The sequence below is a fragment of the Microlunatus soli genome, from assembly GCF_900105385.1.
Classification (GTDB): domain Bacteria; phylum Actinomycetota; class Actinomycetes; order Propionibacteriales; family Propionibacteriaceae; genus Microlunatus; species Microlunatus soli.
Genome location: NZ_LT629772.1, coordinates 3,710,869 through 3,727,507, shown reverse-complemented (window position 1 = coordinate 3,727,507; position 16,639 = coordinate 3,710,869). Strand labels below are relative to the sequence as shown.

14 protein-coding genes and 1 pseudogene are annotated in these 16,639 nt (G+C 68.2%); 5 read left to right on the top strand and 10 right to left on the bottom strand.

Going from position 1 to position 16,639, the window contains the following annotated elements; translation table 11 throughout:
- Positions 1-10: 10 nt before the first annotated feature.
- Positions 11-472: a helix-turn-helix domain-containing protein gene (locus BLU38_RS17110; protein ID WP_231919891.1), complete on the bottom strand. Its 462-nt coding sequence runs from the start codon at positions 470-472 to the stop codon at positions 11-13.
- Positions 473-745: 273 nt separating this feature from the next.
- The gene (locus BLU38_RS17105; RefSeq protein WP_231919890.1) at positions 746-1,198 is read right to left on the bottom strand and encodes a DUF2695 domain-containing protein; all 453 of its coding nucleotides are present in this window, start codon (positions 1,196-1,198) and stop codon (positions 746-748) included.
- 136 nt (positions 1,199-1,334) lie between these two features.
- Here BLU38_RS17105 and BLU38_RS17100 point away from each other — a divergent pair, with 136 nt between their 5' ends.
- The gene (locus tag BLU38_RS17100) at positions 1,335-1,664 is read left to right on the top strand and encodes a nucleoside triphosphate pyrophosphohydrolase family protein (RefSeq protein WP_091532620.1); all 330 of its coding nucleotides are present in this window, start codon (positions 1,335-1,337) and stop codon (positions 1,662-1,664) included.
- 90 nt (positions 1,665-1,754) lie between these two features.
- Here BLU38_RS17100 and BLU38_RS17095 read toward each other — a convergent pair whose 3' ends face one another.
- Positions 1,755-3,401: a DUF6297 family protein gene (locus BLU38_RS17095; RefSeq protein WP_157683526.1), complete on the bottom strand. Its 1,647-nt coding sequence runs from the start codon at positions 3,399-3,401 to the stop codon at positions 1,755-1,757.
- Between the two features lie 203 nt (positions 3,402-3,604).
- Positions 3,605-4,246: pseudogene (locus BLU38_RS17085) on the bottom strand (ABC transporter ATP-binding protein); the annotation flags it as partial.
- A gap of 100 nt (positions 4,247-4,346) precedes the next feature.
- Here BLU38_RS17085 and BLU38_RS17080 point away from each other — a divergent pair.
- Entirely contained in the window at positions 4,347-6,068 is a 1,722-nt protein-coding gene (locus BLU38_RS17080; protein ID WP_157683525.1) for a TM0106 family RecB-like putative nuclease, read from the top strand.
- Here the strand turns inward: BLU38_RS17080 and menD are convergent.
- Together menD and BLU38_RS17070 are read right to left on the bottom strand one after the other, a co-directional pair.
- Positions 6,043-7,701 carry a 2-succinyl-5-enolpyruvyl-6-hydroxy-3-cyclohexene-1-carboxylic-acid synthase gene (gene menD, locus BLU38_RS17075; RefSeq protein WP_091526723.1) on the bottom strand — a complete coding sequence of 553 codons (1,659 nt, stop codon included), beginning with the start codon at positions 7,699-7,701 and terminating at the stop codon, positions 6,043-6,045. The two genes, BLU38_RS17080 and menD, sit on opposite strands and share 26 nt — an antisense overlap.
- Positions 7,698-8,699 carry an o-succinylbenzoate synthase gene (locus BLU38_RS17070; protein WP_269458120.1) on the bottom strand — a complete coding sequence of 334 codons (1,002 nt, stop codon included), beginning with the start codon at positions 8,697-8,699 and terminating at the stop codon, positions 7,698-7,700. Before BLU38_RS17070 ends, menD begins: the two co-directional genes overlap by 4 nt.
- A gap of 62 nt (positions 8,700-8,761) precedes the next feature.
- On the opposite strand from BLU38_RS17070, the gene BLU38_RS17065 reads away from it, so the two are divergent.
- From BLU38_RS17065 to BLU38_RS17055, 3 genes are all read left to right on the top strand, one after another.
- Positions 8,762-9,979 (top strand): AMP-binding protein, encoded by a 1,218-nt coding sequence (locus tag BLU38_RS17065; protein ID WP_231919889.1) that lies wholly within the window; start codon positions 8,762-8,764, stop codon positions 9,977-9,979.
- Between the two features lie 32 nt (positions 9,980-10,011).
- The gene (locus BLU38_RS17060) at positions 10,012-10,896 is read left to right on the top strand and encodes a 1,4-dihydroxy-2-naphthoate polyprenyltransferase (protein WP_091532613.1); all 885 of its coding nucleotides are present in this window, start codon (positions 10,012-10,014) and stop codon (positions 10,894-10,896) included.
- Positions 10,897-11,015: 119 nt separating this feature from the next.
- Positions 11,016-11,885 carry a glycosyltransferase family 2 protein gene (locus BLU38_RS17055; protein WP_091532611.1) on the top strand — a complete coding sequence of 290 codons (870 nt, stop codon included), beginning with the start codon at positions 11,016-11,018 and terminating at the stop codon, positions 11,883-11,885.
- Positions 11,886-11,907: 22 nt separating this feature from the next.
- Here BLU38_RS17055 and BLU38_RS17050 read toward each other — a convergent pair whose 3' ends face one another.
- From BLU38_RS17050 to BLU38_RS17035, 4 genes are all read right to left on the bottom strand, one after another.
- Positions 11,908-12,984 carry a LacI family DNA-binding transcriptional regulator gene (locus tag BLU38_RS17050; RefSeq protein ID WP_091526722.1) on the bottom strand — a complete coding sequence of 359 codons (1,077 nt, stop codon included), beginning with the start codon at positions 12,982-12,984 and terminating at the stop codon, positions 11,908-11,910.
- A complete protein-coding gene (locus BLU38_RS17045) occupies positions 12,974-14,623 on the bottom strand; it encodes a type 2 periplasmic-binding domain-containing protein (protein WP_091526721.1) in 1,650 nt (549 codons plus the stop codon). The genes BLU38_RS17050 and BLU38_RS17045 overlap by 11 nt, the downstream gene beginning before the upstream one ends.
- Positions 14,624-14,692: 69 nt before the next feature.
- Positions 14,693-15,595 carry a carbohydrate ABC transporter permease gene (locus BLU38_RS17040; protein WP_091526720.1) on the bottom strand — a complete coding sequence of 301 codons (903 nt, stop codon included), beginning with the start codon at positions 15,593-15,595 and terminating at the stop codon, positions 14,693-14,695.
- A complete protein-coding gene (locus BLU38_RS17035) occupies positions 15,592-16,620 on the bottom strand; it encodes an ABC transporter permease (RefSeq protein WP_091526719.1) in 1,029 nt (342 codons plus the stop codon). The genes BLU38_RS17040 and BLU38_RS17035 overlap by 4 nt, the downstream gene beginning before the upstream one ends.
- Between the last annotated feature and the right edge of the window lie 19 nt (positions 16,621-16,639).

Here is a 16,639-nt window from a genome sequence, read left to right as displayed (position 1 = left end):
CGTTCGGTGTTCAGGCAGCCAGGGCCAACACGTCCGAGGGGCCGTGCCCGGTCGAGCGGCCGATCGAACGGCCACGCAGCACCCGCGGCCGCGGCGCCTCGACCCGCTGTCCGATCAGCTCGATGTAGCTGTTGGACAGCAGATCGACAAGATCAAGATCGAGCGCCCGGCAGACCGCACCGAGCATCTCCGAGGACGGCTCCTTGCGGCCGCGTTCGATCTCCGACAGATACGGGATCGACACGCCGGCGACCTCCGCGACGTCGGCCAACGTCCGCCGCTGCTGCTGGCGGGCCCTCCGGATCACTCGGCCCAGCACGTCCCGCAGCAACGGCTCGGGTTCGCGCTGTTGACGATCATCGCGGCGTGCCGGACGGCGCAGCGGAACGACATCGCCGGTCGCCCGATCGGCCGCCGGCCGCGTCTCGGCATCGTCACGAGTCGGTTCGGACATCGGGGCCGGTTCGGTCATCGGGGTCTCCGCTCACCAGGGCTGTTTGTCGATCGGCCCGCCGCCGGGCCGTCTCGACCTCAACGCTAACGCCGGGATCGTCGGTCGACCGCAGGCTTTCGCTGCTGGCAGAAAACCGCCGATGCTCCGATGATCAACATCGGCCGGCCAGCCGGCTCCTACACTCGGTCAGAGGCGTCGACCACTCTCCGACAAATTTGTGGCGCCAGATGACGCGAACCGGCGGATTGAACCGATGCATCCCCATCCGGCGCTACAAAACTATCGGTAGCTTCACTCGCCGCGACGGTAGTGGCGCCAGTTGGAGCAGGGTTGGGTCGACCCACGTCGAACGGTGCCACAGGGCGGTGGGATGTCGGGAGCCGCCAGCTCGGTCGCCTCGGCCGGATCGTCGTAGCCATAGAGCGCGAGCTGTTGCGCGGTCAGGCCAGGGAAGAGCGGTCGAGGAACGAGGACGGCATCGACCAGGGTGTAACCGTTCAAGAAGATCTCGCAGTCGCAGTATCCACCGACGCTGCCCAGCCGATTGGCCAGGCCGGTGGCGCGGGGCGCCCACCGATCACGATAACCGGTCGCCCACCGCAGAGTCGTGTCGCAACCGAACTCGTTGACCATCCGCGCCACGTAGCAGAACACGCACTCGCCCGGTCGGGCTGCGACCAACATCGCAGAGCGCGCCCGCAGGACCGATTCCAACTCCAGGACCACCGCATCGGTGTCTGTCATCTCTCCCCCTTCGCCACTGGGACGAGAGGATGCCGGGCAGGTCCGACAGTCCTGCTGTCGAAACCGGCCACGTATCGACAGATCGTTCGGCCGGGGCGTCCCGGCCGCGGGATTGCTCGCCGCTACGGTCGGAGCCGTGGAGCTACACGATTACCAACAGGCCGCGCTACGAACCGCCCGGGACAAGGATGCGCCGGATGAATTCATGCACCTGGTCCTCGGCCTGGTGGGCGAGGCAGGCGAGGTCGCCGAGAAGGTGAAGAAGCTGGTCCGCGACAAGGACAGCGTGCTGGAACAGACTGACCGCGAGAGCATGGTGGCCGAGCTCGGTGACGTGATGTGGTATCTGGCGGTGCTGGCGAACTTCCTGGGCTACTCGCTCGATGATGTCGCCCAGCGAAACATCGACAAGCTCGCCGACCGACAGCGGCGCGCAGCCCTCAGTGGATCGGGCGACGATCGCTGACTTTCCAAAGGAACGGATGCTGCACGCGAACCGGCGGTGGGGTTCCCCGCCCGGTACTCGGGCAGGCCCTGGCACCGTCGGGCTGAACGGTCAGCGACCGGCGGCGCGCTTCTGGCGTTCCTCGTTGGCGAGCTTCTGCTGGGCCTCGGCCTGGGCCTTCATGGCGTCCCAGTCGAGGGTGAGCAGCACCAGCGCGACGACGGCGGCGATACCGAGCGCGATCATCGGGGACAGCCCGAGCAGCAGCGGGGCGGTGATCAGCAGGCACATGTCGAAGCCGCGGATCAGGCCGATGAAGAGGCCCGGCGGAATCGCACCGAACTGACTGGCGACCGCCGGACCACCGAAGTTCGGGGGCTTACCGGTGGTCCAGCGGACGGCGCCGAGGAACCCGGCTGCCCCGGTGGCCAACGCCATCAGCACGGCGGTCGAGGGCGGATGGTGGATCCCGCCGGAACCGAAGCCGAGAAAGGCCGGCACCGCCGCAGCAACCCACAGCACCGTGATCACGGCCGGAACAGCGACCACCGCGCGCTTGATCGCTTTGGTCGGGAACGGCATGCAGCGGGCCAGACCACCGGTCCGGGTCAGCACCCGCAGCCCGTTCAGCATCGGGATCAGCGCACCGAACAGCACCAGCGCGGAGAAGATCGGCATCACCACACCCATCCCCAGCGCTTCGGCCGCATACGGCACCACCAGGCTGAGCGCGACCCACAGCAGAGGCTGCGGGCTGCGCGCGAGCCGCTGTGCCTCCCGCCAGATCAGCGGCTGCAGGCCGACACCGCGACCCTGCTTGGACTTGACGTGCCCGATCTCCATCGCCCGCCGGTCCACCACGATGTCGCGGATCAGACCGAAATCGAGGGCGAAGAAGGCTCCCGACAGACCGCTGACCAGCGCGCCGCCGCTCATCAACCGGGACCGCCTGATCCGGCTCAACCGCAGCTGGGAAAGCAGGATCGAGACGACCAGCACGACCACCACGACGGCGACCACGGCCAATCCGATCTCGGTCCCACGGGTGGTGTCGACGGTCAGGTCGATCCAGCCGGCCGCGACCGCGATCACCGCGAGCAGGGCGGCGAACCCGACCAGACCGAACAGATAGCTCAGTGCCCGGGTGAGCAGATGCCGTTCGACGCCTTGTTCGGCTGCGGCGAAGGAGATCGCCGCCGCCGCCGCCAGCCCGGTGGCTGCCGCCCAGACACCGATCTCCAGCGCCGGCGAACCGGTCAGGGCCGAAACCAGCGCACCGATCCCGGCACCGGCGACCAGACCGGCGACGGTGATGCCGATCAGTCGCGGCGCCAGCAAGCGGGCCCGCCGGACCGGCGCGTCCAGCAGCCAGAAGCCCTCCGCCGCCGAGGCGAGCACCGGCCCGAACAATCGGCTCAACACCAAGGCAGCGGCGACCGACACGGCGAACGCGGCCCAGGGCAACAGACCACGTGCCGACAGGCAGGCGTCCTGGTCACACTGGGACACCACGCTCTGGGCCTGGACGACGACGTTGGCGATCATGCCGCCGACCAACAGGAATCCGAAGACTGCGATATAGCCGTCGGAGATCGCCTCGCCCAGCGAACGGGTGGCTCGTCCCGTCCGCCAGTCGCGGATCATGTCCTTGAGCTCTTTGGCCGTCGCCGGATGGTCGGCGGTCAGCGGCGCACGACGGGACGGCCCGGCGTTCTCGGTGCCGCCCGTCGGGGTCACGGGAAAGTCGGCAGCGCTCATCGGTTGCGGTTCTCCGAGGGTGACTTCGGCCGGTTCTGCTGCTTCTTGCGGCCCTGGCTCGGCTTCGGCTTCTTCTTCGGCTGCTGGGTCTGGGTCTGCTGCGGCGCGCCGGCCCCGACCTGTTCGACCAGCGCCGGGTCGGCGGCGCCGGCCTGCAGCGACGGCTCGGCCAGGCTCTGCCCGGTCGGCGCACCGGCCTCGGCTCGGGCCGCACCCAGATGCAGGATTCGGGTCGCGACCGAGTTGACCAGCGTCGGCTCGTGACTGGCGAACACGATCGCCAGGCCGTTGTTCCGCTCCTCGGCGAGCCGCCCGGACAGCCACTTGATGCCCTCGGTATCCAGCCGCTGCTCCGGCTCGTCCAGGATCAGCAGCTTGCGCGGGCGGACGAACGCAGTGGCCAATGCCAGCCGGCGCCGCTGACCCGACGACAGCGTCCCCGGCAGCTGACCGGACTGCGGAATCAGTTGCACCTCGTGCAGGATCTCGTCGACCACCGGCTCGGGCTCGCCGAGGCCGTGGGCCCGGGCCAGCAGATCGAGATGTTCGACCACGCTGAGGTCGGGGAAGAAGTCCAGGTCGTCGATCACGGTGGCCATGTCGCGGCGAATCTCCGGAGCTGTCTCGGACAACTCGGTGCCGCAGACGGTGATCGAGCCGTCATCCGGCTTGTCGGCACCGACCAGGCAGCGCAGCAGGGTCGACTTACCGGCACCGTTGCGGCCGGTCAGCGCCACCGCCTCGCCGGCACGGACCTCGAGATTGAACTTGTCCAGAATGGTGACCGGACCGAAAGCACGCCGGAGCCCCGACACCTTCAGAACGACTTCGCCGCGTTTCGCCATAGTGCCTCCCAGTCTCTCACGCCGCGCCCGCCGGTCTCGTCGGCGTCAGCAGTCACCGGGTACCGGGCAGTGTGGGTGGGCCATGGCAGGCTGGGTTCCCATGATCGTCCTGGGAGCGTACGCAGCCCGCAGCTGTGCGGTGAAGACCCACAACGCGTTCGACCCGACGATCCAGGCGCCGATCCGGGAGCCCGACGAGGCGCTCACCGAGCTCTTCGAGGGCGGCGAGCAGTTCCGCGACGCGGTGATCAATCGGTTGGTCGGTGCCGCCGGTGGTCAGGTGATCGACCTTCGCCTGGCCGACGAGTTGCCGGCCCACATCCAGTCCGGTGCCTGCGCCGAAGCGGCAGCCTCGGGCGCGGAGTTGATCATCGGCGGTCTGCTGCCGCGTGATCCTGATCACCATCGGGTCGGTCGCCCCGACGTGCTGATCCGGGGAGCAGATCGCGCCGACGGCCGGCCCGGCTACCACGTGCTCGAGATCAAGATGCACAAGATCCACGAGCGGAAGCGGCCGACCACGGTCCGTCGTCCGAACACCTCTGTCCTGGTCAGCCCGTTCACCGCACCGGCACCCGAGCATGCCGACGAAATCGACGGGTACGGATTCCGGACCGGTTCGCGGGAGGCGGATCTGATCCAGCTGGCGCACTACCACCGGATGCTGATCGACCTCGGCTGGGACGCACCCGGCCGGCCGTACGCGGGTCTGGTCGGCACCGACGACTGGAGCGCGGAGGATCTGATCACCTGGATGGATCTGGACGAGCCGCTGCTGCGGACCTTCTCCCGGACCGGCCCGTCGGGTTGGACCGCGCGCAGTGCGCTGGTCCGCTACGACCACGAGCACGCGTTCCGGGTGGACGTCGCCACCGCCGCGGCCCAACAGGGACACAACGGCGCCAGCCCGCGGTTACTGGTGCAGCCGATCGTCACCGACGAGTGTTCCCGCTGCCAGTGGTGGGATCACTGCCGGTCCCAGTTGCCCGACGACGACGTCAGCCTGCGGATCGGCAAGGGCGCGCTGGACGTCCGGGAGATCGCCACCCTGCGATCCCGCGGGATCTCCACCGTCAGCGATCTGGCCGGCGTCGACCTTGATCAACTCCTGGAGTGGTATCTGCCGGAGGTGACCCATCGGGCCGGCGCGGAGGAACGACTGCGACGGGCCGCACATCGGGCCAGTCTGATCATCGACGGCGTCCACTTCGAACGGATCACCAGCGGTCCGATCGACGTGCCCGGCGCAGCGATCGAGATCGACTTCGACATCGAGACCACCGCCGAGGGATCCATTTATCTGTGGGGATTCCGGACGCATCAGGGCGGATCGACCGACGGTGCGTACCAGCCGTTCGTCGACTTCTCCGACCCGGACGCCGACACCGAGCGACAGCTCGCCGTCCGTGCGCTGAGCTGGCTGCGGGAGCAGGCCGAGGGCGAGGAGAGCGTCCGGGTCTACCACTACAGCGGCTTCGAGGTGGCGGCCCTGCGGCGGCTCGCCGAGGCCCACCCGGACGAGCCGATCTTCGGCTGGGCGCTGGAGTTCGCGGCGACCTCGTTCTGCGATCTGTTCCCGGTGATCAAGGAAAACTTCTTCGGCGTCGACGGCATCGGCCTGAAGCCGGTCGCAACACTCGCCGCCGGATTCAACTGGCGCGATGACGACGCCGGAGGGTTGAATTCGACGCGCTGGTTCATCGACGCGGTGCACGCCGAGTCCGCCGAGCAACGAGAACTGGCTCGGACCAGGGTGCTGCAGTACAACGAGGACGACGTGATCGCCACCGCGGTCGTCAGAGCGTGGCTGCGAGCCCGTTGAGCTGCTGATCGAGAGTACGACGATGGCGCCGGTCCACGATGACGTCGAGCACCTCGATCCCGCTCGGCGGCTGCCGCAGGGCCGCCGTCAGCTGGTCGACCGAGTTGATCTTGAGGTAGCCCGCACCGACCGCGGCGGCCAGTCCCGACAGGTCGGTCCCGTGACCGACGCCGAAGACCCGTTCGAACGCACCCATCTGGGCCGGGTGGCCCTGTTCCAGCGTGGCGAAGATGCTTCCCCCGTCGTCGTTGGCGACGACGATCCGTAGCCCTGGCCTGGGTTCGGCGGTCGGGACGATCAACCCACCGGCGTCATGCAGGAAGGTCAGATCACCGACCAGCGCGTGCGTCGGCCGGTCCGAGGCCAGCGCGATCCCGGCCGCGGTCGACAGTGCTCCGTCGATCCCGGCCAGCCCCCGGTTGGCGTAGGTCTGCGGGACCGTCGGTCCGATCGGTGCGAGATCAAGATCACGGACCGGGTTGGACGATCCGACGAACAACTGGTCGTCCTCGCCGAGAGCTCGCCACAGGGTCGCAGCCAGCGTCGGGCCGGTGATCGACTCGCCGTCGGCCGCTGTCGTGGTGATCAGTTCGTCGATCTTCGGACGCAGTGCATGGTCGGCCTGTTGCCACCGGGACAGCCAGTCGCCGTCCTGCACACCGCCCCGGTCCTCGCTGTCGTCGAAGCTGATGCCGCCCAACACCCGGTCGGCGTTCATCGCCGGGTCGGCCCACTCCGGACTTCCGTCGACGACGATCAGCTCCAGGTCCGGCCGGCGCATCAGGGCCGACACCGGGCGGGACAGCGTCGGATGCCCGACCACGACCACCCGTTCGATGTCGTCGGTGAGGCTCGACTGCAGCAGCAGCCGGTAGCTGCCGATCGCCGCCGGTCCACGCCGGGCGTTGCTGGACGGCTCGGCAAGCAACGGGATCGCGGCCCGTTCGGCCAGGTGGGCGATCCGGTGTCCCTCCTCCGGTGGCAGGTCACCGGCGATGATCACCGTCTGCGGCGCAGACGGCAGCACGGTCGGCGCGACCGACACCGCAACCGGATCGATCTGTCGGAAGTCCTCCTCGGGTCGATCGATCGGCTCCGGGACGAGCGGTTCGTCGAAGGCGATGTTGATGTGGGCCGGCCCGCCGATCATGCTGCGCCGGCCGGATGCTGCCACCAGCGCGCGTTGGATGGCGAAGCGCCACGCCCGCGGGCTGGATTCGCTGCTGGTCACCTGCACCTCGGACCGCACGTGTCCGGCGAACAGGCCGCGCTGCCGGGTGGTCTGATTGGCTCCGGTGTCGATCATGGACAGCGGTCGGTCGGCCGTGATCGCGATCAACGGGATCCGGGAATGCCAGGCCTCCATCACCGCCGGATGCAGATTGCCGGCCGCGGTCCCGGAGGTGGTGATCACCGGCACCGGCAGCCCGGACGCCTTCGCCATTCCGAGCGCGGTGAAGGCGGCGCTGCGTTCGTCGATCCGGACATGCAACCGGAGCAGGCCGATCTTGTCGGCCTCGAACAGTTCATAGGCCAGCGGCGCGTCCCGCGAACCCGGCGCCAGCACGGCCTCCCGGACGCCGAAGGAGATCAACTCCTCCACCACGACCTGGGCACACGCCGTCGAACTCATCGAACCCCCTGCACAGCAAGATCATCTTCACTGAGACCGGCCGACGCCAACGTTTCACCCAGTCGCGCCGACCAGCGCCGATGATCATCCTCGGCGGCAGCACAGCGACGCACCGCATCGTCGTCCACCACCAGGTCGTCGACCGGCAGGACGCCCTGCTCGGCCACCAGCGATGGCCGGCCAAGATCATCTTTCAGCAGCCGGATGGTGTTCAGCCCGCAGGCGTACGGCAACTCCGGCAGCGCTGCGGCCAGGGCGACGCCGGCCCGGATCCCGATGCTGGTCTCGACCGCACTGGACACCACCACCGGCATCCCGATCCCGGCGGCGATCTCCAGACAGGCCCGGACACCACCGAGCGGCTGCACCTTGAGGACGGCGAGGTCTGCGGCCTCGAGCTCGGCCACCCGGTAGGGATCCGTGGCCCGTCGGATCGATTCGTCGGCCGCGATCGGGATCGGTGTCCCGCCGGCTCGGAGCCGTCCGCGCAGCGCGGCCAGTTCCTCGGTGGTCGCACAGGGCTGCTCGGCGTACTCCAGGTCGAAGGCGTTCAGATCTCGCAGGGCCGCATAGGCCTCGTCGACATCCCAGCCGCCGTTGGCGTCCACTCGGATCCTGCCGCCGTCTCCGAGCGCGGCCCGGACGGCCGCCACCCGGGCAAGATCATCTCCGGGCGACTGACCCGGCTCGGCGACCTTGATCTTGGCCGTCCCGCAGCCGGACTCGGCCGCCATCCGGTAGGCGACCTGCGGCTCCACCACCGGAATGGTGCAGTTCACCGGGATCCTGTCCCGGACCGGGGTCGGCCACGGCTCGGTCGCCATCTCCCGGGCGGCTCTCAGCCAGGGCACCAGCTCGTCGCCGGCGTAGTCCTCGAACGGGCTCCACTCGGCCCAGCCTGCAGGGCCCCGCCAGACCATCCCGCGTCGCTCGGTGATCCCGCGGAAGCGATTCCGCATGCCGATCGCGTAGCTGGCGATACGGGCGACTGCGGACACGCAGGTCAGTGTAGGGGCCGGCTCGATTCCGGGTTCGAGGGTCGGCGCGGCAGACTGTCGGGGTGCATCCCGAAGCCCTGCGACTCCTGCCACCCGGCAGCGACCTGGCCGTGGTGACCGAGGCCGTTGCCGCGGCAATGGCTGGCGGACAGCCGATCGCACCACTGCCTGCCGACCCGGCCGAGGCGTCCCGGGTGCGGACCATGCTGCGTCCGGACCGACCGGTCACCGAGCCCGACGCCGCGGTGATCGTTTCCACCTCCGGTTCGACCGGGACCCCCAAGGGCGTGGTGCTGTCCCGGAGCGCGATCAGTGCCTCGGCTGCCGCCACCCATGCACGACTCGGTGGCGCCGGGCACTGGCTGCTTGCGTTGCCGACGCACTATGTCGCGGGTCTGATGGTGGTCACCCGGGCCGTGGCCGCCGACGTCGGTGTCAGCGACGTCGGCTCGGACCTGTCCGGCCTGGCTCGCGTGCTGGCCGCCGACGACATCGGCCGCAGCTACCTGTCGCTGGTGCCGACCCAACTCGCCCGCGCGTTGGACGATCCGGATCTGTCGGCGGCGCTGAGCCGGGTCGACGCCGTCCTGCTGGGCGGCGCCGCGGCCCGCCCGGATCTGCTGCGACGGGCCGCCGAGGCCGACATCGACGTGGTCACGACCTACGGGATGAGTGAGACCTGCGGCGGCTGCGTCTACGACGGCGTGCCGCTGCAGGGGGTCACGATCAGCCTGGCCGATCCCGATGCCGATGGTGTCGGCCGGGTGCTGCTCGGCGGCCCGACCGTGTTCTCCGGCTACCGGCTGCAGCCCGAGCTGACGGGCACGACCCTGACCAGTCCTTCGACCGGTTCGGGAGTGGCCGTCCGGACCAACGACCGCGGCCGCATCGTCGGTGATCGACTGGAGGTGCTGGGCCGCTTCGACGACGTGATCATCAGCGGCGGGCTGAAGATCGACCTGGCGGCGGTCGAACGCGCCGCGCGGGACTGGCCGGCGCTGGTCGGCGGCGAGCTCGCGATGATCGGCGTACCCGACGAGGAGTGGGGCAGCCGGCTGGTCTGCTGCGCCGAACAGGTCGGTCGGCCACAACCCGGTGCACCGGCCGACCTCGCGGCGTTGCAGGATTTCCTCACCGGGCGCGTGGCCCGGCACGAACGGCCCAGGGAGTTGATCATGATGGCGCGGCTGCCGCGCACCTCCAGCGGCAAGATCGATCGGCAGCGGTTGCTCGCCGACGCGATCGGGAGTGCCACCCGATCGGAGGCGACCGTCCGATGAGTCCGGACACCACCGCACCCGGGGCACCGGGGATGCCGAGCTTCGCCCAATGGCTGTCCGGCGCCCGGCCCCGTACGCTGCCGATCTCGGTGGCGCCGGTGATCGCCGGCTCGGCCACCGCGTACGCCGCCGGCGGTTTCGCAGCACTGCCGGCGGTGCTCGCACTGCTGGTCAGCATCGCCCTGCAGATCGGGGTCAACTTCGCCAACGACTACTCCGACGGCATCCGCGGCACCGACACCCACCGGGTCGGTCCGATGCGGCTGGTCGGCTCCGGGGTGGCCCGGCCGGTGCTGGTCAAACGAGCCGCGTTCGGCTGTTTCGGTTTCGCCGGCGTGCTCGGTCTGGTGCTGGTGGTGATGTCGCGGCAGTGGTGGCTGCTGCCGGTCGGCGCCGCGGCGATCCTGGCGGCCTGGTACTACACCGGCGGCAAACGCCCGTACGGCTATCGGGGCCTCGGCGAGGTGTTCGTCTTCGTCTTCTTCGGACTGGTCGCGGTGCTCGGGACGACGGTGGTTCAGCTCCGCCGGATCGACGCGGCCAGCATCCCGGTCGCAGTCGCGATCGGGCTGTTGGCGGTCGCGGTCCTGGTCTCCAACAACCTGCGCGACATCGGCGGTGACACCGCCTCGGGCAAGCGGACCCTGGCCACCAGGATGGGCGATCGCCCGACCCGGGTGTTCTTCGCTGCCCTGGTCGCCGCCGCGGCCGTCGGATATCTGATCGCCGCCGCGCTGAGCACCTGGTGGGCGCTGCTCGCCCTGCTCGGGATCGGCTATCTCGTGCCACAGGTGCTGGTGGTGCTCCGCGGCGCGACCGGACGCGACCTGATCGGGCCGCTGAAGGCCGCCGGTTTCGCCGACCTGTTGTCGGCCGCGCTACTCGCCGTCGGTGTCGTCCTCGGCTCCGTGCTCTGAAGGTCGCCGTCGGGTCCGGAGTCCAGGAATCAAGATTGCTCTGACAATTCTCTGAGTCTTTGGTCGCTAACCGCCAAGTGACCCGTACCCGACGCCCTGGTGCCCTTATGGTGAACAGCATGAATACAGCGCCCCGGGTCAGCATCGTCGTGCTGTCCATGGGCGACCGCCCGGAAGAGCTCGATCGCTGTCTGCGCAGCGCCCTGGCCCAGAAGTACGACTCCTTCGAGGTCTTCTGCGTCGGCATGGGCTGGCAGCCGGAGGGGCTCCCGGAGGGTGTCCGGGTCGAGGGCGTGGAGGAGAATCTCGGGTCCCCGGGCGGCCGTAACTACGCCGCCTCCCGGGTCCGCAGCGAGGTGTTCATGTTCCTCGACGACGATGCCTGGCTGCCCGACGCCGACTTCCTCGGCAAGGCGATGGTGATCTTCGAACGCTGGCCCAAGCTGGGTCTGCTGGCACCCCGGCTGTCCGACGCCAACGGCACCACGTTGCGGCGGTGGGTGCCCCGTGCCCACGTCGGTGACCCGAACGAATCGGGCCCGGCCTTCACCTGCCCCGAGGGCGTCACGCTCTACCGCCGTACGGCCTGGGAATCGGTCGGTGGTTTCCCGGGCAACTTCTTCCACGGTCATGAGGGCGTCGACGTCTGCTGGCGGATGCGCGATCGCGGCTGGGACGCCTGGTACGAGGCTTCGCTGACGGTGCACCATCCGGCCCTGCCGCCGGGACGGCACGCCTACTACCTCCGGCTCAACGCCAGAAACCGGGTCTGGGTGGCGCGGCGCAATCTGCCGGTGCCGCTGATCCCTGTGTACGTAGGGATCTGGACCGCGATCTCGCTGGCCCGCAATGCGCGGGACTGGGAGTCGGTGAAGTCCTGGGTGTCGGGGTGGCAGGAGGGGTGGCGCACCTCGCCGGGTGATCGCGACCCGATGCATTGGCGGACCGTCGCCAAGCTGGCCCGGCTCGGTCAGCCCCCGATCATCTGAGTCCGGCCATCGGACAGAGCGGTCAGACGGCGGTCGACTCGCGGACGAACAGCGACCAGTCGAACTCGTACAGCCGCCCGGGCCCGGTATCGGTGCCCGTCGCACGATCGGCGATGATCCGGGCGACCCGCGAGTAGAAGTCCGTCGGACCGACGGTGGACAACGTCGGCCGGGTGCGTTCTCCTTCGAGGGTGTTCCCGACGCCGATCACGGCGACGTCGTCGGGCACCCTGATCCCGAGCCGGTGGGCGGCACGGATCGCACTGATCGCGGCGAAGTCGCTGACCGCGTAGATGGCGGTCGGCCGGTCGTCCCGCTCGAGCATCCTGGTCGCCGCTTCGTACGCGCTGGCCGCGTCGCGTTCGAAGGTCTCGACGTCGTGCTCGCCGACGGCTACGCCTGCCGCGGCCAGTTCGTCGTAGTAGACCTGCAACCGGGGACTCCGCGGCCGGTTCGATTCCACCGCCAGGCAGCCGATCCGCTGATGGTGTTCCAAGAGGTGCCGGACCGCCAGTCGACAACCTCCGATCGCCGGCGACCGGACGACATCGAATCCGTCCGGTTCCAGGGTGTCGTCGAAGACGACGATCCGGTCACCACGTTCGACGAGCCGGCGGATCTCGGTCACGTCGCCGGGCTCGATCCCGTCGACGAACACGGCGTCGGCCTTCTGCCGATCGAGGGTGGCCTGCCAGTCGCCGTCGGCCAGGATCAGTGCGGTCAGGCCGGCCGGCGTGACCGCCGCGCTGACCGCGTCGGCCATTGCCTGCGACCACGGGTCGGACAGCATCGTCAGCGACAGAAGTACGACGTTGGTGCGGCCGGTCCGCATCGTCCGCGCGGCCTGGTTGGGTCGGTACTGCAGTTGCTGCGCGGCCTCGCGCACCCGTCCGACGGTCGCCTCCGACACCCGGGCACTACCCCGCGCTCGGCCGGACAGCACGTAGGAGACCGTCGCGGTCGAGACACCGGCGAGGTCGGCGACCATCCGCAATGTCGGACGGCCGACGACGACCGGCGGAGTCTGTGGTGAGGCGACGCCGGGAGCCACGGAATCGGACGGCGCGACGACCGGATCCTTCGGCTGGTCAGGAGCCATCGGCAGTGACGTCCTTAGCGAGCACCTTCTGATACTCCTCCCTGATCTTGTCGCCGCCCCCGTTGCGCCACCGCTTGACCGCCTCTTTGAAGGTGTCCGGCTTCTTGCGGCCGGTCACCACATCGGTGACGGCATCGGTGATCTGCTGGCTGAGCTTGGCACCCTTCTTGGAGTTGGTGTCGGAGTAGGTGCCGGCCGTCGGGTTGCGATGGGCATGCTTCAGCAACTCCTTCTCCAGCGCGTAGATCTTCTTGGTGTCATCGGCGTACTGGGTCGAATAGATCACCGACTCCGAGGAGCTCATGATCTGCAGCGCACTCACCAGGCCCGGGGCGTTCGTCGTACCGGTCTTGGTGAGATTGGCGTTGCCGTGGGAGTCGAAGGTGAAGTCCTTGCCCTCCGTGCCGTAGTTCTTCTGCAGATACTCCTTCGTCCCGAACGGTGCGGACAGCCAGTTGATCAAGGACAACAACTCTTTGATCCGGGCCTCGTCCGCCTTCTTGAACGGCGTGAACCCGACGGTTCCATAGCCCATATCGTAGTTCGGCTCGCTCTTGCCGTCCCAGCCGAAGGGCACCAACCCGACACCCTGCAGTGTCTTGTCGAACTGGCGCAGTTCGTTGATGCCGGTCGGGCCGACCGACACGTAGGCAGCGATACTGCCCTGAGCCACCTTCGGCCGGGCATCCGGCAGGTTGGCGTCGGGGTAGAAGCAGCCGGCGGCGAACACCTTGGCACCGAATTCGAGGGCGGCGAAGTATTCGTCGGTCTCGTAGATGTTGGTCAACGTCCGGTCCTTGTTGACCCGCCACCCGGTCGGTGCGCCGAACCACTCGCCGAACATGTGCATCATGTTGATGTAGGCGGGTTCGAGCGCGTACACCTTGTTCTTGGGATCGGTCAGTTCCTTGGCCTTGGCCAGGAAGTCGTCGGCACTGTCGAAGCTGAACCCACCGACCTTGTCCCACAGCTTCGGATGCCCGATCATCACCTGCCCGAACGGTGTACTGGGGATCGGTGCGCCCCAGATCTTGCCGTTCACCACCGCGGTCCGCCAGGAGTCGGGCTTCAGGGCAGCCAGGTTGGGATACTCCAGCACCGCATCACCGGACAGGTGCGAGGTCAGGTCGGCGAACTTCGCCTCCAACATCGGACCGACATTGGGAATGCCCTGGTTCGGCGGCAGCCACATCATGTCCGGAAGATCATCACTGGCCAGGATCGTCGCGAACTTCTCCGGATAGCCCGGATCGGTGCCGATGGTGATCTGCAGCTTGCCGCCCAGTTCGCCGTTCAGCCGCTGCCAGAACGGGTTCGATCCCATTCCCGGCGGTGGCGTGGTGAAGGTCTCGCTGAGTGCGGTGACGTCGCTGGACAGCGGCGCTTTCTCGGTGGAGGCGACCGCGTCGGACGGCATCGCCAGGAAACCCGGCTGCAGGCCGTCCGTGTCGCCGGGCAGGTCCGGCTTGATGCCGGTGAACTCCTTGTAGGTAGGAAGTTTGACGGCCGCGGACTTGGCCGCACCACCGTCCTGCGAGCCGCCCGAGCCGCAGCCGGTCAGGGTGCCGCCGACGGCGAGGGCGCCGAGAGATCCGGACAGAGCCAGCAGGTGACGCCGAGAGATTTGCGTTGCAGACATGACGAGTACGTCCTTCGGATGGAATGAACCGGGTGATGGAGGGAACGAGTGATGGGCTGGGAAGTTGACTCAGCCCTTGACGGCGCCGGTGATGACGCCCTTGGTGAAATGCCTTTGCAGGAAGGGATAGACCAGCGCGATCGGGACCAGGGCGATCACCACGACCGCCATCTGGATCGACTGCGGCGGTGGTAGCCGATCGACGCCGAGCTGATCGGCGGTCAGCGACTGGCCCTGCAGCACGTAGCTCCGCAAGATCAACTGGATCGGCCACTTGGCGGTGTCGTTGATGTAGAGCAGCGCGTTGAAGAAGGCGTTCCAGAAGCCGACGGCGTAGAACAGGCCGACCACGGCGACCACCGCCTTGGACAACGGCAGCACGACCCGACGCAAGATCACGAAGTCGCTCGCGCCGTCGATCCGGGCGCTCTCGATCAGCTCCTCCGGGATGCTGGTGAAGAAGGACCGCATCACCACGAAGTTGAAAGCGCTCAGCGCCGTCGGCAGGATCAACGACCACAACGAGTTCAGCAGCCCGAGCTCACGGACCATCAGATACATCGGGATCAGCCCCGGCGCGAACAGCAGAGTAAACAGCACCAGGAACAGCGCCGGTCGGCCGAACAGCACCGGCCGGCTGGTGGCATAGGCCATCGTGATCGTGACGAACAGTGCGATCAGGGTGCCGATCACGGTCACGAAGATGCTCACCCCGACGGCACGGAACATCACCCCGCCGCTGAACAGGGTCTGATACGACTTCAGGGTCGGATGGGTCGGGAAGAGTACGTAGCCGCCCGCCTTGATGATCTGATCATCACTGGCCAGCGAGGTGGAGACGACGATCAGCAGCGGGATCACGATTGCCAGGCTGATCGCCCCGATCACCACCGCCTTGATCACCTGATAGCCGAAAGCCGGTGGCTCCTTCCAGGCAGGCCGGCCGGTGTCGACAGCTGTACGGGCGCTCATCGGTCCGCCTTCCTGGACATGAAGATTCCTTGTTCACCGAGCCGATGGGCGATCTTGTTCGCCGCGAAGATCAACACCGCTCCGACCACACCCTTGGCCAGTCCGGCTGCGGCACCGGCCGACCAGTCGCCGCCGATCACGCCGGCGTAGTAGGTGAAGGTGTCCAGCACCTCCGCCGCGTCGGCTCCGACCGCGTCGCGCTGCAGGATGAACTGTTCGAAGCCGACGCTGAGGATGTCGCCGATCCGCAAGATCAACAGCAGCACGATGGTGGTCCGGATGGAGGGCAGCGTGATGTGCCACATCCGTCGCCAGCGACCGGCGCCGTCGGCGGCCGCAGCCTCGTACAGGGCGACGTCGACATTGGCCAGCGCGGCCAGGAAGATGATCATCGCCCAGCCCGACTCCTTCCAGACCACCTGCAGGGTCGCCATCAGCGGGAAGGTGGAGGGATCGGTCATGAACGGGATCGGGCTGGCTCCGAAGTCGCGGAGCAGGTTGTTCAGCGCACCGGCACCGCCCAGCGACTGCTGGAACAGCGCGATCACCAGCACCCAGGACAGGAAGTGCGGCAGGTAGACGATGCTCTGGAAGATCCGCCGGATCTTGGTGCTGATCAAGGAGTCGACCAAGATCGCCAGGAACAACGGCACCGGGAAGAACAGCACCAGTTGGAACACCGCGAGCACCAGGGTGTTCTTCAGCGCCGACCAGAAGTCGGGGTTGTCGTACAGGTCGATGAAGTTCTGCAGCCCGACCCACTCACTGGTCGAGATGCCCAGATACGGCTGATAGTCCTGAAAGGCGATCACGTTGCCGAAGATCGGGATGTAGAAGAACAGCAGCAGGAACGCCAACCCCGGGACCATCATCAGCAGCATCTGCCAGTCGCAGCGCAATCGGGCCCGGAACGTCGTACGCCGCTGCGGCGATCGGCCGGATGCCGATCTGCGTCGCGACGCTCCGCGCCCGGCGGCACTGTCCGCCGCATCGTCGACGGCTCGGACCGACGTGGTGGCTGCCATGCCTCCCCCTGGTGGTGCG

Coding starts and splice junctions, on each gene's coding strand:
- BLU38_RS17055 (WP_091532611.1), top strand. CDS start 11,016: ATGAATACAGCGCCCCGGGTCAGCATCGTCGTGCTGTCCATGGGCGAC.
- BLU38_RS17095 (WP_157683526.1), bottom strand. CDS start 3,401: ATGAGCGCTGCCGACTTTCCCGTGACCCCGACGGGCGGCACCGAGAAC.
- BLU38_RS17080 (WP_157683525.1), top strand. CDS start 4,347: ATGATCGTCCTGGGAGCGTACGCAGCCCGCAGCTGTGCGGTGAAGACC.
- BLU38_RS17110 (WP_231919891.1), bottom strand. CDS start 472: ATGACCGAACCGGCCCCGATGTCCGAACCGACTCGTGACGATGCCGAG.
- menD (WP_091526723.1), bottom strand. CDS start 7,701: ATGAGTTCGACGGCGTGTGCCCAGGTCGTGGTGGAGGAGTTGATCTCC.
- BLU38_RS17060 (WP_091532613.1), top strand. CDS start 10,012: ATGCCGAGCTTCGCCCAATGGCTGTCCGGCGCCCGGCCCCGTACGCTG.
- BLU38_RS17035 (WP_091526719.1), bottom strand. CDS start 16,620: ATGGCAGCCACCACGTCGGTCCGAGCCGTCGACGATGCGGCGGACAGT.
- BLU38_RS17050 (WP_091526722.1), bottom strand. CDS start 12,984: ATGGCTCCTGACCAGCCGAAGGATCCGGTCGTCGCGCCGTCCGATTCC.
- BLU38_RS17040 (WP_091526720.1), bottom strand. CDS start 15,595: ATGAGCGCCCGTACAGCTGTCGACACCGGCCGGCCTGCCTGGAAGGAG.
- BLU38_RS17045 (WP_091526721.1), bottom strand. CDS start 14,623: ATGTCTGCAACGCAAATCTCTCGGCGTCACCTGCTGGCTCTGTCCGGA.
- BLU38_RS17105 (WP_231919890.1), bottom strand. CDS start 1,198: ATGACAGACACCGATGCGGTGGTCCTGGAGTTGGAATCGGTCCTGCGG.